Raw genomic sequence first — 24,264 nt, forward strand, 5'->3', positions numbered from 1 at the left:
AAGTATGCGATCTAGGCGATATAAACGTGGTGATCGAGTAAAAATCAATATTCATAAATCGGTATCACCTGAAATGCTTGCGTGGCTGAATAAACAATCAAATCCAACTAATTTCTTCTTTTTTGCTGCGCAGCAACTATTTAAACAAGTTGGAGATATTGACGTTTCAAAAGCTTTACCAAGCAGCCATGTTTTCTCATTATATGTGGAGCCTTCATCCTTATTAAAAGTCGAAGTAAACCCTTTTAAAAACATGACACTAGACACAAATACATCCACCGAAAATGCAAAAAAAAAATTATGGGAATCTGTTGATCAATTAGATTGTCCATTTTTTTAAACATAGAAAAATATACAAAGTCCCCATCACTATACATACGAATACAGTGATGGGTTTTTGTTTGTAACTAGAAGGGGGCACAATTTGTGCCCCCTTCCATTAGTTATTTATCTAAATTTTAGATGTATGTTTAGAAACAGCGTTAATTATGCTTTCCCAGTCATCTGGATGGTTTTCATGGCCTGCCCCTTTAAGGGTTAATAGTACTGAGTTTGGAATTTCATCAATTAGTGCGAGGCCATGTTCAAATGGTAGTGCTGTATCGTCTGTTCCGTGAATAACTAATGTAGGTGCTTGTATGGATTGAAGTACACCTTCATATGCATCATCACCTTGAAGTAAAGCGTGATTAAACATACTTAATAAATTGTTTGCGCGTTCTATTTCTTGTTTTACTTGTTTATAAACTCTATTTTCATCAAATATTCGTTCTGATCCACATAATAGACGAGATCCTGAAACTAAATACTCTGCCACATCATTTTTATTTGCCCAATCTATACTTGTGCCATTTACATGATGTGTTAAAATCCTTTCATCCATTGGAGGTAAATCGCGAGTATTGTCATCAGATCCTATTACACTAGTCGCTAGTAAAGTCAGCGTCAAAATTCTTTCGGGATGTTTTACAGCAGCAATTTGAGCAATCATACCACCTAATGACATACCAAATAGGTGAGCTTTATTAATATGATAAGCATCTAGTACTCCAATTGCATCTTCAGCCATATCTGTTACTGTATAATTGGAAGTTCTAGGTTCATATGTAACAGAGCGTCCAACATCGCGATTATCAAAGCGAATAACAAATTTTCCTGTGTTCGCCAACTGTTCACAAAATTCTTCATCCCAATATATCATTGAACAAGTAGCTCCCATAATTAATAAAATAGCGGGATCATTAGAGTTACCGAAGCTTTCTGTACATATATCAATACCGTTTATTTTAAATATCTTTTCACTCATAAAGTTAGCCCCATTTCTTTTGAATTTAATTAATAATACAGTTTTGAATAATTCTAAGATGTGTGTAAGATTCTTTTTGAAATTCATCCCGCTATTTGCCGGGCAGTAAGAGCCCGATTGGTGAGGAATGATTAAAGTTTCACTTTATAATACTTTTTGCATAATTACCCCCAAAAATAAGTATATGGTAATTCAAGGCAAAAAATTTTGAGAAATAATTGTATGTTATTAAAATAAACAGCAAGGAGGAGAGAAAATGAAAGCAATCGTTATTGATCGATATGGCAGTGTTGAAGAATTAAAAGAAAGACAAGTTTTAAAATCGGTTGTTAAGAATAACGAAAAAGCTCAACAATAGATAATATCCCATACTATACATTTTCATTTGCGGGTATTATTTATTGTTGGCTAATGTGATATTGCTTCTAACAAATACTTTTTCGTATTGTATCATGTAATTTCTCTAATCCAATTTCCATATCTTTCTCGTTTAACATTGAATAGCTAATTCTTAATTGGTTATCATTTGTTTCGTAGTTTAATAGACAAGCTGTTCCTGGTAAAAAAGAGACATCTACTTCATTTGCTTTTTGTAATAAGGTAAAGGGATCTATCGAATCAGGTAGTGTCACCCATAAATTAAAACCTCCATTTGGTATTTCAAAGTGTAGTTCTTTTAATGGCGATAATATATCAATTGTTAAATCACGTCTCATTTGTAAAGCTGTACGTAATTTTTCTAAATGGTTTTTCATACGTTCTGCACGTAAAAACGGTAGAAGTGCCTTTTGTGTTAATAAAGGACTACCGATATCCATTGAACCTTTTACTGCATATAGCCATTCAAAAATAGGACCATCGGCAATAAGTGCTGCAATACGCAGTCCTGGTGCTAACGTTTTACTAAATCCTTTTATATATATTACGTGGCCATCCTTATCAAAACTTTTGATTGGGGGCGGGATTATAGCATCCTCAAAATATATTTCTCCGAAAGAATCATCTTCAATAATAAAAAATTGATATAGCTCCGATAGTTCTATAAGTTCCATTCTTCGTTCTTTACTCATTACTGTACCTGTCGGATTCTGGAAGGTGGGATTCGTATACAATAAAACGGGATTTTTACTTTGACAAATATCATCAATTAAGTCGGAGCGAACTCCATGATTATCAAGAGAAACGGGAATGATTTGAACACCTTTATTGATGAAAATATCAAGCGCAGCACTGTAACATGGACTTTCTACCAATACAATATCTCCAGGTTTTAATAATGTTTGAGCAATTAAATCAATTCCTTGTTGTGCGCCGCTTGTAATTAATAATTGAGATGGGTCTGTCACTAATTTCTGGTGTTCATGTAAGTAATTTGCTATTTCAACTCGCAATTCATAATCGCCTTGAACTGGCCCATAAGTTGCTAACAACATCGGATTTTTATCCAGCAATTTATGCATTTCATCTGCCAAAAATGGATTTGGTAACAGACGAGGATACAGAATTGCTTGTGAAAAATTATAATATTTACGGTGCTTATTCATTGCATATTGAGAACGCATAACATTAATCGTTTTCGTTTGTTGCCATTTATACGGAATTGGTTTGAAATCTTTCTTTACCCGTTTATATATGTAAGCACCTTTTCCTTGTTCGATGCGTATATACCCTTTCGTTTCTAACTGTTTATACGCTTTACGAACTGTTAATACATTGATTTGTAAATCTGTGGCCATACAACGTAAAGAAGGAAGAGATTCACCATGTGAAAGCATACCACTTTGTATTCTGTCAACAATTTGCATATATATTTGCTTGTAATACGGTATGTTTGTTTCTTTACGCAATACAATTTTCATAGGTTCACCTATTTTTCTTTTTAACTTAATTAAAGCGAAAAATATATAGGGAATCAACTACAACTTGAAGTAACTGTTATATGTACCGATACACTGTTATACACCATAGCCTCTATACTCATTCTAAGAGTAAAAAGGAGGAAGCAAAATGGTCATTTTTAATTACATTTTAGTATGTATTATTTTCGGGACAACATTTTTAACGATAAAAATTGGAATTGAAGCAGGGGCGCCACCGTTGTTTTCAGCAGGAATTCGCTTCTTTTTAGCGGGCATAATCCTTATGATTATTTTTAAATTAAAGCGAAAAGAAATTATGCCACATATATTTTCAAAACGCATTATGTATGCTGGATTTTGTTTAACATTTATGACATTCGCAAGTTTATATTGGTCAGAACAATATATTTCTTCGGGATTAGCTGCTGTTCTTTCTGCTACGGGACCAATGATGATTTTATTAATACAAGCAAAGAGGAATAGGGAGAAATTACAAAAGGAACAACTCGTTGCTTTAGTTATTGCACTAATAGGTGTTATATTTGTTTCTTTACCAGGAATGCATCAACAAGTAAGTTTCATATGGAGTATTGCTTGTATTGTTTTAGTTATAGGGGAGTTATTTTACGGAATAGGCTCTATTCGTTCGAAAGAAATACTGTCAGATTTATCAAATGTATCACCATTTCTTATTAACGGTATTCAAATGTTTTATGGAGGGATTTTACTACTAATCGCATCTATTATTGTAGAACAACCAAATGTAACCGTATTAACTTCATGGAGTGTGCAATGGCCTATTTTATATCTCATATTTATCGGATCGATTGGTGGACACGGATTATATTACTGGCTCTTATCAAAAACAAATCCAGTATTTCCATCGACGTGGTTATATGTATCACCATTAATTGCAATAATTGTGGGATATATCATTTTAGGAGAACCTTTAAATCCTACAATGGGAATGGGGGCTTGTCTTATATTGATTGGTGTATTTTTGGCCAATCGTTCAACACTACGGACTTATTTCAAAAAAGGGCGGTTATTAGAGAAGGAGATGTAGTTTAATAAAGCAATAGCCCTGTATATTACAGGACTGATAAAATCAAAAACACAGTTGGAAAAATAACCAACTGTGTTTTTGATAATTAATTCACTTTTTTAATAAAGCCTTTATAATGACGTTTTACAAGCTGGCTTTCTAACGTCTTCATAGTTTCTAGTGCTACACCGACAATGATAAGTAAGCTTGTACCACCAATTTGAGCAGAAGGTGGTAACGTAGCAATTTTCGTGAATACGAGCGGTAATATAGAAATAGCACCTAAGAAAATTGCACCGATAAATGTTAAACGGTATAGAATTTTAGTTACATATTGTTCAGTTGCTTTACCAGGACGAATACCAGGAACATATCCATTTTGCTTTTTCAAATTCTCAGCCATTTGTTCAGGATTTACTTGAATAAATGCGTAGAAGTATGTGAAAGCAACGATAAGACCGACATAAAGTGTCATTCCAATTGGATGTGCGAAATCAAGATTTGCAACTAACCATTTTGATACGCTTGAATCAGGGAAGAGCTGCGCAATTGTACGCGGCGTCATTAAAAATGCAGAAGCAAAGATAACTGGTATAACACCAGCACTATTTACTTTAAGCGGTAAATGAGTGTTTTTTGCTCCTTGATATTGATTGTTTCCTGAAACAGCTTTTGCATATTGGATCGGTATTTTACGTACAGCTTGTTGAATGTAAATAACACCAACAACTATCGCTAAAATTACGAGTCCAATTAAAACAATTTTTATTATGTGCATAAATAGCTGATCGCCAGCATTTTGGAATTGTTGTAAATAAATTTGATTTGCAACATTTGGAATGGCGGCAACGAGACCTGCGAAGATAATCATCGAAATACCATTACCAACTCCGTTAGCGGTAATTTGTTCGCCTAACCAAAGTAAAAATGCAGTACCTGCAGTTAAAACTGTCGCAATAAATAAGTATGTAGTCCAGCTTTGATCTGTTATTAATTGTCCACCTGCTATATTATTAAAGCCATAAGACATTCCGATGGCCTGTATGAATGCGAGAATGATTGTAAAGTATCGAGTGAATTGAGCTGATTTCTTACGGCCCATTTCTCCTTGCTTTGCCCATTCCGAAAATTTAGGTATAACATCCATTTGTAGTAACTGTACTATGATGGAAGCTGTAATATATGGTGTAATACCTACAGCAAAGATTGAGAAGTGTTGCAATGCTCCTCCGCCAAATACGTTTAACATACCTAGAACGTTAGCTTGATCTTGTACTTTTAATACCTCTGCGTTAGTATGAGGAACTGGAATAAACGTGCCAATTCGAAAAACGATTAACATCGCTAGTGTAAAAAGGATTTTCCTTCTTATCTCAGCTACTCTCATGAAATTTGAAATCGTACGAAACATTATGTCGCCTCCTATATTTTTATCAGTAAAAAACTGATTATTATACCCTATGAAGTAACCACAAACCTCCTTCCGCACTAAATTCATTTGACAAATGGATTTTCATACACTTTGTAGTTTTCACGGATATAAAAATATAAGGTGTTATATAAGCGACCTATACACTTCACGTAATCATTCAATACCCATAATATATCGAATAAATTAACAAATGTACATACATACGCATTAAAAATGAATAAATAGGATCATTTTTTACATGTATTTAATGATAAATTGATAGGACATTATTATTCAAGATTGTTATACATGTTATAAAAATAAAGGTGAGCCATTATAATTTATAACTAATATTCATTCAAATGTGTCAGCTAATAGTGTCTCCCAATCTTTCAAGGATAATTTATCATTTATATGTTTTAGTGCGTTAGGTACAAAAATATGACAAATAAGTTCTAAGCTATTACCATCTGGATCAATAAAATAAACAGATGCATTACCTTGATGTGGACGGACAAATGGTTCAATAGATTCATTACTCCCAAACGGAACAGCTTTAATTTGAAGTGAGTGTAACCAATGTAATGATTCTTTTAAATCCTCATAGGAAACTCTAAATGCAATATGACGTAAAGAAGGATGATATTTTGTTTCGTATTCAGAGCCCGCCCATAATCCTAGCCAACTTTTCCCATCCTCAATCCAAAAGAATGCTGTTGATTCATCGCTCCAGGCTAACTTCAACCCTAGTTTTTCATAAAATTCGATAGATTGTTGTAAATTACTCACTGGTAAATGCGCTTCGTATATTCCTTTAATCAATTAAAATCCTCCACCTTTTTATTTTCTTACAATTAATATATCGATTTAAAAAGAATGTAAAATCAAATAAAAGTATGAAAGTACATACTACTTTAGTAGTAATAGTAATCAATTATATTTCAATTCAAATTCATCTCCCGCTGATTAAAGTTTCACTTTATATGATTAGAGAATTCTTTTTATTTAAGAAGGAATAAATGTTAAAGAAAGCTAATTAAACAGTGTACATATTTATAGGGGAGAAGATATAAATGAAAGTTGTTATAAAAAAATTACCACCATTAGAAGTAGCGTATATAAGACGAACTGGTAGCTACTTTGAACCGCAAGATCACTGGAGAAAGTTACTGAATTGGTCAATTGAAAATAAACTGTATCCACCAGAGCAATCATTTATCGGAATATCATTGGATAATCCTGAACTTGTTGCAAGTCATAAGTGCCGGCATGATGCATGTATTACGATTCCTGAAAACTTTGATAAAGAAAAGTATCATACTGTGCAATTTAAAAGATTAGATGGAGGTACATATGGTCTATGCCAGTTCTATGATGAACCTCATAAATTAAGTGAAGCGTATCAATACATGTATGCAGAGTGGCTACCAAATAGTGAGTATGATGCAGATTATGATAGAGATAATTTAGAGTTTTGCTTAAATAATGTTGCTGAAGATCTAGAAGGAAAGTTAAAGGTTGATTTATTTGTGCCAATTAAAAATATATAAAAAACAAATAACTTCATTTGTGGTTTTAAAATGAAATTGGACTAGTAGTGAAAGAAAATCTTTTTTCGAAGATAATATTTCTAGCGTAGAAATTTAAGTATGTAGGCTGCAATGAAAGGAGAATCCACATGGATAAAATTGTAAATGACAAGTTTTATGAAACGAGAAATCAATTAGTTGAGGAAATTACTTTGTTGAGTAATGCTCAATTTAATAGGAAACCAGATAAGGATAAATGGAGTATTGCACAAATTTGTCATCATTTAGTTTTATTAGATGAGAGAGTGATAACAGTTATTTCGTCAGGATTAAAAAAGTTAGATAGTACCCAAAATGAGCGTAAAGAAATTCACACTATTTTATTAGATAGAACGAAAAAGTTTATAGCTCCAGAAATGATTGAACCAAGTATAGAACCATTTGAAGTGCAGCAAATGCTCAATATGCTAAACGAATCAAGAAAAGAATTGATGCGTTTCCTGAGTACAATAGAAGATGAGTCTGTATTAGCGAAAAAATCAGTGATGCATCCAGCTCTTGGAGAATTGCCCCTTGATCAGTGGATAGAACTGATCTATTTGCATGAACAGCGTCATATGTTACAAATCAAAGAGATAAAATTGCTTTGTGAAATTGAAAAGTAAAAATTATTCTCTATTTATTATCGATACGTATTATAAACAGGGAAAACGGTTGATTCTTATTGATTCAGAAGAAACCAAAAATAGAATGAAATTAGTTGAAAGTAACCAATAAGCTGAAGAAAATATGAAACTATCCGATTTTCTGTATAAGTGTAACCCCCGTCTTAAATGAAGAGCGGGGTTATTTTTTTGAAAGTGTTTTTATTTAGAAGGAGATAAATCAGTAACTGTATATGCCCGTTTTAATAAATTGAAATGATGATTTTTATGATGATAAATGATATGTCCTTATTTTGAAAGTACACTTCACACTCTTAAGAAAGGGGTATTCTGTCAGGAAATGATAAAATACAATTCTGTTAGAGGATGTATGCAATTTATTCTCTTTATTTTTGCAACAGAACCACCTTCAAAATTATCTTTTGTAGTTGAAGTTTCCTGAATAATAAGTTACATTTTTAAAGTTCAAGCAACTTTATGAAATTACAAAAAGGGGAGAAATATTATTATTATGCAAAAAATGAAATGGAAGAACTTTGTATGTTACTTTGTAATTCTATTACTGCTTGGAACAGCAGTAATAGTCAAACCACCTATCTCTAAGGCTGAGGAATCTGAAGTTAATATCACATTGTTAGGTACTGCAGATATTCATGGTAGATTTATGCCTTGGGATTATGCGCTTGATGGAGCAAATATGAGTGGAAGTTTGACACAGCTTTATACGGTTATAAAGAAGGTCCGTCAAGAAAATCCAAATACCATATTAGTAGATGCCGGGGATACAATTCAAGGAAACTCAGTAGAATTATTCAACGATAAGCCACAATCGCCAATGATGGTAGCGATGAATACAATGGGATATGACGCCTGGGCATTTGGAAATCATGAATTCAACTTTGGATTAGATACATTGAAAAAAGTTAGTGAGCAATATAAGGGGAAAACGTTAGCAGGAAATATTTATAAGGAAAATGGAGAGCGCTTTCTTCCTGCATATACAATTGTAGAAAAAGGTGGAATTAAAGTTGGGATTATTGGTATGAATACACCAATGATTAGTGATTTTGAAAAAGGGACAGATCACTTAAATGGTTTAGTGGTGAAAAATCCGGTAGAAGAGACGAAAAAGGCAATTAAGGAATTAGAAGGTAAAGTAGATGTAATGGTAGGAGTTATGCATATGGGATTAGAAAATGAGAATGGTATCCCTGGTACTGGTGTTCAAGATATTGCAAATGCTTGTCCGGAACTAAGCGCTATTTTTGCGGCTCACATGCATAAACTTGTAAAAAAAGAAGTTGTAAATGGCGTAATTATTACAGAACCAGATAAATATGGAACACATATTTCACGTATTGACCTTACTTTTACAAAGCAAGATGGGAAGTTGGCTTTAAAAAATAAAACTGCTACCGCTATACCTGTAAAAAATGCTGATGGAACAACGATATTATCTGATCCTACACTTGAAGAAACATTAACACCTTTTCACGAATATGCGAGAGGAGATGCAAATGTTGTAGTCGCTCAATTAAAGGGTAGAAATCTTGTTCCTGAAAATGAAATAAAGGGTATTCCAAGTGTTCAGATTCAAGAAACACCTTTATCAGATTTCTTTCATGAAGTCATGCTCTACTACAGTAAAGCAGATGTAGTAGCCCATCAAATTGATAATGATTATGCCCGTTTAGATATAGGTCCTATTAAGAAAAAAGATATTGCGTACAATTACCAATATGCCTTGGGAGAAATTACAGTATATAAGATTTCTGGAAAAGATTTAAAAGACTATATGGAATGGACAGCAGGATATTTTAACTCATCTCGTGCCGGAGATGTAACCGTTAGCTTTGATAAAACCCGCCGTGCCTCTAAATACAGTACGAACGATTTCTTTGGAGGCGTAAAATACGAAATTGACTTAACAAAACCATATGGAAGTAGAATTACAAATTTACGCTCTATTCGTACAAACAAACCAATCAAAATGAGCGATGCTATGACGCTGGGAATGAATGCATATAGAATGGAGGCTCTTCAGGCAAAAGGAGGAGCTTTAGAGGGGCGTAAGTTTGAACAAATTTGGTCATCTAAACAAGAGAATGCATTTGGAGAAACAGGTGGGACCATTCGTAACCTTGCTATTACATATTTAAAAGAGGTAAAGAACGGTGTATACACGCCAAAAGTTATGCGTAATTGGAAAATTACTGGTGTAGATTTACATTCTTCAGAGCATAAGGCGGTAGTTGATCTTGTGAATAAAGGGATTTTAGAAATTCCAAAAACAGAAGACGGAAAATACACAAATATAGCATCTATAAATACGAAAGACTCAATTTCAAAAGAAGAGATTATATTACTCTCACAAAAAGCAAATATTAATCCAAATCAGTTTAATCATGTAAAGACAAAAGGTGAATTTTACAAAAAACTTAGTAGGATTACTAAAAAAATATAAATTATAAAATTTCTTATAGTAATTGTTATTTTAATAGCATGAAACCCACTCTTAAAATAGTTAAGAGTGGGTTTTTATGTTGTTATTTAGATGTAAGTATACTTTTATTAGAATGAATATAGATAATTAATAACTAACCAATTGGATGAGCGTCTTAGGGAGCTCTTTTTTATTGAAATTAATGCATTTATATGAGTTGTTCTTTAATTGTAGCATCATCCTTAATTTATGTAATTTTGCATAATGTTACATAAATTGTGTATTTTCTCTTTTTTTAGACATTAATAGACAGTATACTTTGTACAAGCTTTCTATTTCAAAAATTATACGAGGTGAAATAATGAAAAACAAAAAGACATTAACTAAGGTAGCATTAACAACAGGATTAGCTTTAACAGCTGTGGCACCATATGGGGTAGGTCATGCAGAGGAAACAGATCAACTACAAGTTCAAATTCAGGAGGAATCGTTCCGTTCGGGTGAACTTACACAGCCGTCACAAAAGGCACCAGAAAATGTAGTAAAGGATGCACTTAAGGAGAAAACAGAACAAGCTCTGTCCCAAAAACAAGTCAATGGAGAAGCAGGAGTAGATTATAAAGTCCTTCAAAAACGTGGTTCGTATGATGGAACTACACTTGTGCGTATGCAGCAAACATACGAAGGAAAAGAAGTATATGGACATCAATTAACTGCACACGTAGATAATAAGGGTGTTATTAAAAGTGTTTCAGGCGATAGCGCGCAAAATTTAAAACAAGAAGAATTGAAAAAAACTATTAATCTATCAAAAGATGAAGCAAAACAATATATTTATACGAAATACGGGAACGATATCAAGTTTATTTCTGAGCCAGAAGTTAAAGAGGTTATTTTTGTTGATGAAAATAATGGACAAGCTAGCAATGCATACCAAGTTACCTTCGAAGCTGCAACACCAAACTATGTTTCTGGTACTTATTTAGTAAATGCACAAAATGGTGATATGTTAAAAAATATGGTAAAAGAATCTAACTTAAAAGCAAGTGAAAAACTAGTTGGAGCCTTAAAGAAAAGTAAACAAAGCAGCCTTACATCATTAACGGGAACAGGAAAAGATGATTTAGGTATTAATCGTTCATTTGGTATCTCTAAACAAAGTAATGGCAAATATGCTCTTGCTGATTATACAAGAGGGCAAGGCATTGAAACATATGATGTGAATTACAGAGATATTACTAAAGAAGAAAGCTATTATCCTGGTACATTAGCGACAAGTACTTCGGCAACATTTAACGATCCAAAAGCAGTAAGTGCTCATTACTTAGCAACAAAAGTATTTGATTTTTATAAAGATAAATACAAGCGTAATAGCTTTGATAATAAGGGACAAAAGGTAGTTTCAGTTGTACACGCTTGGGATTCTGAAGAGACGAATGATCCGAAAAATTGGCAGAATGCATTAAGTGCTAATAATGGAAGTATGCTTGTATATGGCGATCCTATTGTTAAAGCATATGACGTAGCTGGACATGAATTTACACATGCTGTTACTTCTAGCGAATCTAATCTTGAATATTACGGGGAATCCGGTGCGATTAATGAGGCGCTATCTGATATTATGGGAACATCTATTGAGAAATACGTAAATAATGGAAACTTTAACTGGACAATGGGAGAACAAACGGGATCTGTTTTCCGTGATATGGAAAACCCAGCTTCTGTTCCATCTTCACTTGGAGTGCCTTATCCAGATGATTACAGTGAATTTAACGATTTTAATGGATGGGATCAAGGCGGTGTTCATTTTAATTCAAGTATTATTAATAAAGTTGCGTATCTGATTGCAAAAGGCGGAACTCATAACGGAGTAACTGTTAAAGGAATTGGTGAAGATAAAATGTTTGATATTTTCTATTATGCAAATACAGATGAGTTAAACATGACTTCTAATTTCAAAGAATTGAGATCAGCATGTATTCGAGTGGCAACTAATAAATATGGTGCGAATACAGCTGAAGTTCAAGCAGTTCAAAAAGCATTTGATGCAGCAAAAATTAAGTAATTTAGAAATATAGTTATCATTCATATATTAATACATTATGAAAAACAGCTAATGTCATTTTAAGGATATTAGCTGTTTTTTACGTAGCAATGTATTATTGAAAATAAACTGACTAAGCAATAATGAGGCACTTTATCTGTAAGAAGTTGTGACAAATAAATAAGGTTTAAAATATATAAAAACAGAAAATTAATAATATATTGACCTCTTGATAGAAAGTCTATAAAATGAAAGCGATAACAAACGATTGCTTTAAAATGTTTTCCCTGATCTTTTAGTATTTACAAATATATGAAGGCATAAACAAATCTATTTTTTTAAGCACTAATGCAAACGTTTTCGTATTAAAAGGTCATTGAAATACATACGTGAAAATAGCCAATATGGAGGTGAAGTAAAAGAGATTTCTAGATTAATTTAAGCAGTGTTATGTAGTGAAAGCATAATAAATCGTTAGTAATATTTGAAGAAAGGGTGTATGTGGTGCAAATTATAAAAAGATTAATTAACAAAACAGTTTTATTACTTACTTTAATCGTTATGTTATCATCTGTTTTCTCCTTTCAGAGTGTGAAGGCAGTTTCAAATTTGAAAACAACTGAAATTATCATTCATTACAAAGAAAAGCTTGGAAATACAAAAGACTGGAATCTTTGGTTATGGGGAGAAAATGCAAATGGTACATCTTATGAATTTACTGGTGAAGATGAATTTGGAAAATACGCTAAGATAAAAATAGACGGTGACTATAATCGTGTAGGATTTATAGTTCGAACAAATGAATGGGAAAAAGATGGTGGGGATCGTTGGATTGAAAATATAAAGGACGGTCGTGCTGAAGTTTGGATTCTTTCGGGTGATGAAAAAGTATATAATTCTAAGCCATCATCGGATCTCTCAATTCAAAAAGCAACTATTGATAGTTTCCATGAAATTACTGTAACGACTAATGTCCCGTTTCATATTAAGGAAAAGAAAATTGAAATTGAAGGCATTAAAATTAAGAATATTACTCCTTATGATATAAACAGTGGAGATATTACTAATAAGGTCAAAATAATTACGGAACAGAAAATTGATTTAAAACAAACATACAAAGTTAAAATAGAAAACTTAGCTGATACGAATACTGAAATTGGTAAAGTCATTCGTAGCGAAGAATTTGATAATTTATTTTATTATGGTGGTAACGATTTAGGAAATACATATACTCCGCAACATACAAAGTTTCGTTTATGGGCTCCTACTGCAAGCGAAGCGAAGTTAGTTACATATAAAAACTGGAACGATAAAATAGGTGCTGAAATAAACATGCAACAAGGTGAAAAGGGAACTTGGACAGCAGAACTAAAGGGGAACCAAAAAGGGCTCTTTTATACGTATAAGGTCAAAATTGGTGATAAGTGGACTGAAGCGGTTGATCCATATGTGCGTGCTGCTTCTGTAAATGGGGATAAAGGTGCAGTCGTTAATTTAGAAGAAACAAATCCGAAAAAATGGAAAGCAAACAAAAAGCCAAAATTTAAAAATCCGGAAGATGCTATTATTTATGAGTTACATGTACGCGATCTTTCCATTCAACCTGAAAGTGGTATTAAACAGAAAGGGAAGTATTTAGGTGTAACAGAAAAAGGAACAAAAGGGCCAGAAGGTGTAAAAACAGGACTTGATCATATAAAGGATCTTGGTGTTACTCACGTTCAGTTTTTACCGATATTTGATTATGCTTCTGTAAATGAAGAGACTTTAAATGAACCGCAATATAACTGGGGATATGATCCTAAAAATTTCAATGTTCCAGAAGGCTCCTATTCTACAAATCCTTATGAGCCGACTGTGCGAATAACTGAATTAAAGCAAATGGTTCAAACACTACATGATAATAATCTTCGAGTGGTGATGGATGTAGTATATAACCATATGTATAACGCTGCTGAATCTAATTTCCATAAGTTAGTTCCAGGTTATTATTATCGTTACAATGAAGATGGAACATTTGCAAATGGAACTGGAGTAGGAAATGATACTGCTTCAGAAAGAAAAATGATGAGGAAATTTATGATAGATTCCGTCACATATTGGGCAAAAGAATACAATTTAGATGGATTCCGTTTTGATTTAATGGGTATTCATGATTATGAAACGATGAATGAAATACGTAAAGCTGTTAATCAAATTGACCCTTCTATTATACTACACGGAGAAGGATGGGATTTAAATACACCTCTTGCAGCTGAGCTAAAAGCAAATCAAAAAAATGCAGAGAAAATGAAAGGGATTGCTCATTTTAACGATAATATACGTGATGGGTTAAAAGGTAGTGTATTTGAGGAAAAAGAAAATGGTTTTATAAATGGAAAGGAAAACATGGAAGATCGTATTAAAAAAGGTATTACGGCAGGTATTGACTACGATACAAATTCGTCTACCTATCAAGATCCAGAGCAGGTGCTAACTTATGTGGAAGCACATGACAATCATACATTATGGGATAAACTTGAGTTAACTAATCCAGGTGACAGCGATGAAGTGCGAACACAAATGCACAAATTGTCTTCTTCGATTTTATTAACATCACAAGGAATTCCATTTTTACATGCAGGGCAAGAGTTTATGCGGACGAAATACGGTGATCATAATAGTTACAAATCTCCAGACTCAATTAACCAGATGGATTGGCTGCGCCGTGCAACGTTTAATAATGAAGTAGATTATATGAAGGGTTTAATAGAATTACGCAAAAAGTACTCAGCTTTTCGAATGACATCTGCAGAGCAAATAAAAACACACGTATCATTTATTGATGCTCCAAAAAATACTGTAGCTTATATAATAGAGGGGAATAAACATGAATACTTTACAGTGGCTCACAATGCAAATAGAGAAGCTGTTGAAATAACACTTCCATCGAAAGGGCCTTGGAAAGTACTAGTAGATGGCAAGCAGGCGGGAAGTAAACCACTTTATGTTGTCCATGACAATAAAATTAAAGTTCCTGCATTAAGTTCCATTGTTTTAAAATCAGAAAAACCAATTAAATAAAAGCGAAGAGTGTGGAAATAAATACTGAATTGAGCAAAGTTAATAAGGATTGCAAATGAAAAAAGCGAAGTGAAGATTATTCTCACTTCGTTTTTAAAGTTAATGTAATATAATTTCACATACTGTAATTATATTACAGTAGGAGGAGAAGATATCTTTGAGTTTATTTATAAAATTACCTAAAATACATTCGTAATTCATATAATGTTTATTATATATTCGAACATATAACGAACTAGATGTTCGAGTTGTATTAATTCCTACAAATCGTTTAAAAATAACAAAGGCGTAAAAAGTATATGGAATTAAAATAGAGAAAAGACACCATTCAAGGTGTCTTTTCTCTATTTTGAATATGAAATGTAAGTAACTCGATTGTATGTAATAGTATGTGATATTTTCACACTAACTGATTAAGAAAAATTTAAAACTCTTTTCTTAATCTATTTGTAATAAATTACATCATAAAATTTTATCGATATAATAAATAAAACTTTCTCAACATTATTTGATTTAATAACTATATTCAACCGCTCTCCAATCCATTACAATAATTTCACATTGGAAATACATGAATATTCTCAATGTTACAAATGGTTTATACCTTATAGGATTACTATGGGAAAGGATGTGAAATATCCAAAAAGAAATCATTTTTTATGATGAAATAAAAAATTTTAATGAAGAAAAAGTTATTTCATTATTTTCAAGTTTCATTAAAGTGCATGTATTTATAATCACTATGAGACAAGGAGCAGAATCCGAAAAAATTTTTGTAAATTAGAAAATTGCATTTCAAAAATAAGTTAAATGTTTATGGAGGGTTATATGAGCGAGAAAATTTATTACTGGTCTCCGATTAAGCATTGGGAGAAGTTGCATAATGAAGTTTTGATAGGGGAAATGAGATTTACAGGTATTCTGTCTGAGTGGTTTCCAGATTTTTATTTTATGGCTCAAAAAGGTGTGAAAATTAGTGAACTAGTAGAGCGCTTTTCGTTAGGAAATGTAGAAGAGACACAAAAAAACATAGAGCTCATGATAAAAAATCGTGTGTTAGTAAGTAATATATTACACCCAAGAGAAGTATTTTCTTCACAAGAAAAGATTTTTTCAAATCCATATAGCAAGCAGATTCGCTTTTCTAAAGAAAAGTTAGATAAGTATATGAGTAAACAATTAAATCGCACGCACGTTGCTGCACGGTCGACCGAAATTCAACTTGAAACAACAAATGAGCTACCTACTATAATCAAGGAACGTAGGTCTTGTCGTCAATTTGATATGGAAAAACATATTAGTTTTTCGGAATTTTCCCGATTCTTATCAACTCTAAAACAGGTTAGGGAAGAAAAAATATACTATCATTACGCAAGTGCAGGCGGGCTCTATCCCATTGATATCTTTGTTTATGTAAAACCAAAACGTATAGAGGATATGAAAGCTGGATTTTATTATTATAACCCATCAAAAAATAGTCTTGTGATTGTAAACAACATTGATCAAGTAATCAAAAGTGATCATGAGTTAATTAATCAGGATTTATTTACTCAATCTGCCTTCTCAGTTTATTTGGTTTATAATGCGAACGCTTCCATCCCGAAATACGGTTCAGATGGATATTTATTTGCTTGTATTGAGTCAGGCATTATCACTGCTACCTTAAATATGGTTGCTGAGACATTAAATTTAGGGGTTTGTTCAGTCGGTCATATGAAATTTGAAGATATTCAGCAATTTTTATGTTTGGATAATCATCAAGTGTTTCTTCATGGGCTTGAAGTTGGCTTGAAAATTAACGAGTAGAAGAAATGAATATTAGGGGGATAAAGATAAAAATGCACATTAAAGATCGAAGTTCGATTCATGAAAATAAAGAAGTAGAAGCGTTTTGGAAGGAGCAATTATCTTCCGAGATTCTCGATTTTTCTGTATTTAAATTTAATAGCGATTACCAACTAAATAAAGAAACACCTTGTGAATACGTTCAAGTCATAGTGAATGTAGAATTTAGTAAAAGTATACAAAAAATAAGTAAGTCTCAAGATTTATTATTATTTAGCTGGTTTCAAGCCGCTTTAAGGGTTTGTTTGGCACATTATACAGATCAAGAAAGAATTACTATTGGTATTCCTATAATTGAAAAGAATCTTGAACAATGTGAGAATCTTAATAAGTTGATTCCTTTAGGAAGTGAAATCCAGCCGCATCACACCTTTAAACAATTAGTAAATGAGATTGAACAAACGACTTTATTCGGGTATGAAAATCAGGAGTATCCGCTCTCTGAATTATTAGTTAAACACAATTTAACTCCTTTTCAAATTGTAATCGGGATGGAAGGATTACATAATGAAAATTCGCTAGAAGAATACGCAGAGAATAATTTAGCCCTATGGATACGAAGAAAATGGAATGAAATACATAATGAATTTGAATTTCAAATTTCTTGCAAGTCCCGTTCATTCTCTTCTTTGCAACAGTTTGCCAATTCGTATTGTTATGTTTTAAAGCAAGTTTCACAAAATCCGAATTTGGCATTGAAAGATATTTGTATTATTGCAGAAGAAGAAAAAGAGTTGTTAGAAGGATTGAATACTTTTCAAACGGGCATAGACTTGTTTCAATCATTTCAAGATTTGTTTGAAGCGCAAGTATTAAAAACTCCAGATCAAATTGCTGTTGTTTGTAATGATCAATCTTTGACATATAGAGAATTGAATAAGAAAGCGAATCAATTGGCTTCTATTCTTCAAAGTAAAGGTGTTTCAAAAGAAAGTATTATTGGCGTTATGGTAGATCGGTCATTAGAAATGATTATTGGTATGATGGGGATTTTAAAAGCAGGAGCAGCGTATTTACCAATCGACCCTAACTACCCAACTGAACGAATTGAATATATGTTACAAGATAGTCAAGCAAAATATTTACTTAGTAAGCGAACAGAGGAAGTATTGCCACAATTTGCAGGTGAAGTACTGTATCTTGATAAAGAATATCTTTTTCAAGGTGAAGAAAGTAATTTAGTACGAGAACATAATCCTAATGATTTAGCTTATGTTATTTACACATCAGGATCGACAGGAAATCCAAAAGGGGTAATGATAGAACAAAAATCGCTAGTTCATTTTTTAAATGTAATGAGAGAAAAAGTAAAAGCTAATCAATCATTCTTGTTTCTTGCTAGTGTATCTTTTGATATTTCCTTGTTAGAAATATGTCTTCCTTTAACGCAAGGTTCAAAAGTAGTAATTGCTACAGAGGACCAGTTTGCAACAAAAGAATTGGCTCATTTGGTCAAAAAACATAAGGTGGATTTATGGGAATCAACGCCATCGCGAATGGAAGTGATTTTGAGTGATCCAGAAGGGGCGATTTTTCTAAAAGATTTAAAATCTATTTTATTAGCAGGAGAATCATTTTCCATTGATTTGGTTGAAAAAATTCGTTGTATCAGTGAAGCAACAATTTTAAATATTTATGGTCCCACAGAAACAACCATTTGCGCAACAGTAAAAGACTTGAGCACTTCCAAAGAAGTTACGATTGGCAAACCTAACCCGAATTATCATTCCTATATATTGAATAAGTATGGCCAATTAAAACCATTTGGAATTCCCGGTGAACTCTGCATTGCTGGCGTAGCGGTAGCACGAGGGTATCTTGGTAAAAATAAACTGACAGATGAAAAGTTTGTACCGAGTCCTTTTGCGGCAGGGGAAATGATGTATCATACAGGTGATCTCGTTCGTTGGTTGCCTAATGGAGAACTTGAATATTTAGGTAGAATGGATCATCAAGTGAAAATTCGGGGGTATCGGATTGAATTAAGAGAAATCGAAACTCAATTAAGGGAATATCCAGAAATAAACCAGGCTATCGTTGTTGATCAAGTGTATGGAAATAGGAAATTATTAGCTGCCTACTATGTATCGGATAACAAGGTGTCTTTTGATGAAATCAGAAAATATTTAAGTGATAAATTACCTGAGTTTATGATTCCTGAAAAAATGATTCAGGTAGAAGAGATTCCATTGAATCCAAATGGAAAAGTGGATAGAAAAAGATTGTTGGATATAACACAAACGGATTATGTATCAATTCCATACGTTGCTCCGCGCAATGAAATTGAACAAAAATTAGTGCGTGCATGGGAAAAAGTTATGGAGATCGAGGGAATCGGTATTCATGATAATTTTTTTGCATTAAAAGGAGAATCTATTAAAGCACTTCAGGTAATTAATTTATTAAGAAAAGACGGCTTAAAAATAAGTACAACAGATTTTTTTAAGCACCCCACAATCGCTCAACTGAGTTCTTGTGTAAAGCTAGAGCATAAAGAGGAAAACCTTGAAAGTAGACCAACTCATGTTAAAGATTTGTCTAAGCCATTTTCCTTAACAGAAGTTCAGACAGCGTATATGATAGGACGGAATTCACAGTTTGAATTAAGTGGTATTTCCCCTCAAACATATTTTGAATATGAAACAGCTTTGGATATCAATCGTCTTTCAAAAAGTTTTCAAAAGGTAATTCATCGTCATCCAATGTTGCGAGCTGTAATTTTACCAGAGGGAAAACAGCAAATATTACAAAGCGTTCCTGATTACGAGATTGAAATAGTGAGTCTCATAGATTTAGATGATAGGAATCAACATGCTCGCTTACAAGAAGAGCGTTCTCGAATGACTAACCATGTATTCCCTTTGGGGCAATGGCCTTTGTTTGAATTGAAAGCTTTTCTTTTAAAAGAAGACACGTATTTATTATGTTTTCGATACGATGCTTTATTAATGGACGGAGCAAGCATGAACATTGTTGGACAGGATTTGTTGCATTATTATTATAAACCAAATCAAAAATTAGAATCTTTATCTTTTGATTTTCAAGATTATATGTTTATCTATGATGAAATGGAACAAAGCGAAGAATATAAAACAGCAAAAGATTATTGGACAAGTAAGCTTCCTGACTTTCCGTTTGCACCTTCTTTGCTGTTAAAAAAGGATCCAGCAGAGATTGCTACTCCTAAATTCCAATCACTTACAAAAATCCTGGATAATAAAAAATGGACAAAGCTACGAAAGTTAGCACAAGAGAAAGAGGTAACGCCTTCCGCTCTACTTTGTACAATATATGGTGATGTGTTGGCATATTGGAGTAATCAACGTCGATTAGCAATTAACTTGACTGTATTTAACCGTTATCCTGTTCATGATGAAGTAGAACAGATTGTTGGAGATTTCACATCACTTATTTTATTGGATGTTGATGTAAAACCAGAGCAAACTTTCTTTACTAGAGTAAAAGAAACGCAAGCTACTTTATTAGATGGCCTTGAACATCGTCATTACGATGGAGTTAACTTTATTCGAGATTTTACTCGATATCATCAAATGACGCCAAAAGCAGTTATGCCAATCGTTTTCACCTCGATGTTAGCAGGTGCAGGTGCTTTCTCTTGGGAACAACTTGGTTCTCTTCGCTATATTCATGCTCGGACTCCACAAGTGTATTTGGATAATGTAGTAATTGAAAAAAATGGAGAGTTATTAATTAGCTGGAACTATGTTGAAGAGTTGTTTGATGTTGATGTAATAGAAGCAATGTTTTCCCAATTTGTTGACTTATTGGAACAATTGGTGAAACAAAGCGATATAACATCTTTGCAGATGAAAGAATCGGATCAAACTTTAATTAAGCAATACAATGAAACAACAGAAAAAATACCTTCAACTACTCTGTATCAATTATTTACAGACCAAGTAAAACGTACACCGGATGAAGTAGCAGTGGTATTTGAACAAGAATGGTTAACATACTCGGAACTTCATAAACGTTCTAATCAAATTGCCCACTTCTTAAAAGAGCAAGGTATTGGTCTAGGTGACAAAGTGGGTCTTTTAGCAAAAAGGCGAGTTGACACAATTGTTAATATGTTAGGTGTTTTAAAATCAGGTGCCGCTTATGTTCCGATTGATCCCGATCATCCTTTAGATCGCCAAACATATATTTTAAAAAATAGCTCATGCAAGCTTTTATTAGAACCTAGTCTTTATGAAGAAAATCATTTGTCATTTTATACAACAGAAGATATGCCCGCTATTGCTGGTCCAGAAGATATTGCCTATATTATATACACTTCAGGAAGTACAGGAAAACCAAAAGGAGTAATTATTACTCACCAAGCGGTTACGAATACTATTCAAGACATAAATCAAAAATATGAGGTGAATGAAGATGATCGTATTATTGGTATCTCTTCCATGTGTTTTGACCTATCTGTATACGATATTTTCGGAGCTTTAAGCACAGGTGCAATGTTAGTAATGATTCGTGATCCGAGAGACATGCAAGAATTAATCCGCACTGTCGAACGTAGAGGGATTACAATTTGGAATACAGTGCCTGCAATCATGGATTTGGCATTGGAGCAAGTAGGTTCTCATTTTGAATATCCTTCTTTACGTTTAGTTTTACATAGTGGAGATTGGATTCCGCTTTCTTTACCAGAAAAAATAAAACGACATTTTCCGATTGCAGAAGTAGTCTCACTAGGAGGGGCAACAGAAGCATCGATTTGGTCAATTTATTATCCGGTCAAACAGGTGGAATCACATTGGAATAGTATTCCATACGGGATGCCCTTGGCAAACCAAACGTATTATGTGTTGAACTATGAAAAGAAAATGTGCCCTGTTGGTGTAATTGGAGATTTATATATCGGGGGAGTGGGCCTTGCTAAAGGATATTTAAATGATGAAAAGAAAACAAATGAAGCGTTTGTGTCACATCCTGATTTTGGTCTTATATATAAAACAGGGGATTGTGGAAAAATGCATTCTGAGGGATATATTGAATTTTTAGGCCGCCAAGATTACCAAGTGAAAATTCAGGGATATCGAGTAGAGTTAGAAGAAATCTCTCATTGTCTTCTAACTTATAAACAAGTCGAACATGCTGTCGTAATTGATCAAACAGATGAGAACGGAATAAAATTTTTAGTTGCATATGTGGTAACTGAGCAAAATATTAGTACAACAGAACTACGAAAGCATTTGCAAGATCACTTGCCAGATTATATGATTCCTTCTTATTTTGTTTATTTGGACCAATTACCCCTGACTCCAAACGGTAAATTAGATAGAAAAGCGCTCCCTACTCCGGAGAAACAAAAAAATGAAGTATTTATTGCCCCAAAAACTGAAATGGAAAAAATATTAACTAGTATTTGGCAAGAAGTACTCAAAATAGATCAAGTTGGAGTAAATGATCATTTCTTCGCCTTAGGTGGAGATTCGATAAAAGCGATTCAAGTGTCCGTCAGACTGTATCGACAAGGATTCGAGCTTGAACCAAAAAATATATTTTCATTTCCTATATTAAGGGACATGGTTCAATTTGTTAAAAAGCTAGACCAGTTTTCAAGTTCACAAACAAATGATGTAAACATAATGAACGATAATAAAGCTACATTACTAAATGTTAAAGATAAACAACTTAATCAACATACACTTAACAAAATACAAGAAAAAATGCCGGATATAAAAATAGAACGTATTTACCCGTTAGCACCTTTCCAGGAAGTTATTTATGAGCATGCTACGAATGAACCTGATACAAATGCATATTTTGAACAAACAATTTGGGCACTTGAGGGGGAGCTGGATATTAAACTCTTTATTCAGTGTTTCCAACAATTAGTTGATCGTCATGATTCTTTAAGAACAATAATTGTGCAAGATGAACAAGCAAAACCTTGGCAAGCTGTTCTATATGATGTTCAAATAAATTCAGAAATAAAAAACTTGATTGAGATGACGAAACAAGAACAGCAAGAATTCCTAAAACAGTGGATGAATGAAAATTTAAGTCGAGGATTTAAAAATGATGAACTTATGACACGTCTCTGTATATTCCAACTAGGTAATAACGAGCATAAAGTAATTTGGAGTTCCCATCATCTATTATGTGATGGTTGGAGCGTCAGCATTTTGATAGACGAATTATTCCAGCTCTACGAAACTACAAATGCCGGAACTACGGCGGGGTTACCCATGGTAAAACCTTTTGAAACATTTATAGATTGGACTTTGGCACAAGATCATGAGAAAGCACGTCATTTTTGGCGAGATTATTTATCAGGATACAATCAGAAAATTAGTATTCCTAAAAAGAAAGTCCCATCTAAAAGTGAAGGGTTAAACTTCACTTTTATGGATTTAACATTAGACAAGGATTTGACTGATCAGTTACAGACATTTGTAACTAAAAATAATATAACTATGAATACGGCATTACTAGCTGTATGGGGAATATTGCTTGGCAAATTCAACGGAACGAGAGAAGTAGTATTGCCTAACCTAGTATCAGTCAGACCTCCCGAAGTAGAAGGAATTGAAAATATGTTCGGTCTGTTCACAAATGTTTTGCCTATCCGATTAGCATGGACAGAAACGCAATCTTTTGTGGACTTCCTGCAAAAGGTACAACTAGAGACATTGAAATGTAATGAGTATGCATACTATTCATTTGTTGATATACAAAAGCAAAGTGAATTAAAAACTGAGTTGACTGACCATCTTTGGGTTTTTGAAAACTATCCAACTAATCCAGCAATCTTTTCTTCAAATGAAAACAGACATTTTGCTATCACGGATTACGAAGTTGTTGATGAGCCACATGTAAAGTATGGAATTATGTGCTTCCCTGAAGAAAGACTTACAATAAAGTTTGGATATGATCAAACGGTATATGAAACAGAGAAAATACAGGAAATATTAAATCACATCCAGGGGTTAATCAACACGATTCTTCAAAATCCAATACAAACAATTTGTGATTACAAATTATAAAAAATGAAAAGGCGAGCAAGAACTCGCCTTTTTAAATAGAATAG

13 protein-coding genes are annotated in these 24,264 nt (G+C 33.1%); 9 read left to right on the forward strand and 4 right to left on the reverse strand.

The window, feature by feature from the left end:
• Positions 1-4 precede the first annotated feature (4 nt).
• Positions 5-340, forward strand: coding sequence for a hypothetical protein (locus tag ACTFP3_RS20710; protein ID WP_001257760.1), 336 nt, complete (start codon positions 5-7; stop codon positions 338-340).
• A 111-nt stretch (positions 341-451) separates the two neighbouring features.
• On the opposite strand, the gene ACTFP3_RS20715 is transcribed toward ACTFP3_RS20710, so the two are convergent.
• Complete coding sequence (locus ACTFP3_RS20715) at positions 452-1,306, reverse strand: alpha/beta fold hydrolase (RefSeq protein WP_001290788.1); 855 nt, start codon at positions 1,304-1,306, stop codon at positions 452-454.
• 425 nt (positions 1,307-1,731) lie between these two features.
• On the reverse strand, positions 1,732-3,165 hold the full coding sequence (gene pdxR / locus ACTFP3_RS20720; RefSeq protein WP_006922681.1) for a MocR-like pyridoxine biosynthesis transcription factor PdxR: 1,434 nt from the start codon (positions 3,163-3,165) through the stop codon (positions 1,732-1,734).
• Between the two features lie 148 nt (positions 3,166-3,313).
• Here pdxR and ACTFP3_RS20725 point away from each other — a divergent pair, with 148 nt between their 5' ends.
• Positions 3,314-4,231: a DMT family transporter gene (locus ACTFP3_RS20725; RefSeq protein ID WP_000234337.1), complete on the forward strand. Its 918-nt coding sequence runs from the start codon at positions 3,314-3,316 to the stop codon at positions 4,229-4,231.
• Positions 4,232-4,316: 85 nt separating this feature from the next.
• Here the strand turns inward: ACTFP3_RS20725 and secY are convergent, their stop codons facing one another.
• Both secY and ACTFP3_RS20735 read right to left on the reverse strand, forming a co-directional pair.
• Positions 4,317-5,621 (reverse strand): preprotein translocase subunit SecY, encoded by a 1,305-nt coding sequence (gene secY / locus ACTFP3_RS20730; RefSeq protein WP_000490135.1) that lies wholly within the window; start codon positions 5,619-5,621, stop codon positions 4,317-4,319.
• A 354-nt stretch (positions 5,622-5,975) separates the two neighbouring features.
• Positions 5,976-6,443, reverse strand: a complete 468-nt coding sequence (locus ACTFP3_RS20735) for a VOC family protein (protein WP_097987264.1) — start codon at positions 6,441-6,443, stop codon at positions 5,976-5,978.
• 251 nt (positions 6,444-6,694) lie between these two features.
• Here ACTFP3_RS20735 and ACTFP3_RS20740 point away from each other — a divergent pair, with 251 nt between their 5' ends.
• The 7 genes from ACTFP3_RS20740 (at position 6,695) to ACTFP3_RS20770 (ending at position 24,220) form a co-directional block, all read left to right on the forward strand.
• Positions 6,695-7,171: an AraC family transcriptional regulator gene (locus ACTFP3_RS20740; RefSeq protein WP_000869617.1), complete on the forward strand. Its 477-nt coding sequence runs from the start codon at positions 6,695-6,697 to the stop codon at positions 7,169-7,171.
• Between the two features lie 128 nt (positions 7,172-7,299).
• Positions 7,300-7,815: a DinB family protein gene (locus ACTFP3_RS20745; protein ID WP_046392786.1), complete on the forward strand. Its 516-nt coding sequence runs from the start codon at positions 7,300-7,302 to the stop codon at positions 7,813-7,815.
• Positions 7,816-8,326: 511 nt separating this feature from the next.
• Entirely contained in the window at positions 8,327-10,279 is a 1,953-nt protein-coding gene (locus ACTFP3_RS20750) for a bifunctional metallophosphatase/5'-nucleotidase (RefSeq protein ID WP_440011097.1), read from the forward strand.
• Positions 10,280-10,619: 340 nt separating this feature from the next.
• Positions 10,620-12,323 carry a M4 family metallopeptidase gene (locus ACTFP3_RS20755; protein ID WP_000791448.1) on the forward strand — a complete coding sequence of 568 codons (1,704 nt, stop codon included), beginning with the start codon at positions 10,620-10,622 and terminating at the stop codon, positions 12,321-12,323.
• 483 nt (positions 12,324-12,806) lie between these two features.
• On the forward strand, positions 12,807-15,365 hold the full coding sequence (gene pulA / locus ACTFP3_RS20760; RefSeq protein WP_440011099.1) for a type I pullulanase: 2,559 nt from the start codon (positions 12,807-12,809) through the stop codon (positions 15,363-15,365).
• An 828-nt stretch (positions 15,366-16,193) separates the two neighbouring features.
• Positions 16,194-17,171 carry a SagB/ThcOx family dehydrogenase gene (locus ACTFP3_RS20765; RefSeq protein ID WP_139849354.1) on the forward strand — a complete coding sequence of 326 codons (978 nt, stop codon included), beginning with the start codon at positions 16,194-16,196 and terminating at the stop codon, positions 17,169-17,171.
• Between the two features lie 32 nt (positions 17,172-17,203).
• Positions 17,204-24,220 (forward strand): amino acid adenylation domain-containing protein, encoded by a 7,017-nt coding sequence (locus ACTFP3_RS20770; protein ID WP_440011101.1) that lies wholly within the window; start codon positions 17,204-17,206, stop codon positions 24,218-24,220.
• The last annotated feature ends 44 nt before the right edge of the window (positions 24,221-24,264 follow it).

Source organism: Bacillus cereus group sp. MYBK5-2 (assembly GCF_051915685.1).
GTDB lineage: Bacteria > Bacillota > Bacilli > Bacillales > Bacillaceae_G > Bacillus_A > Bacillus_A cereus.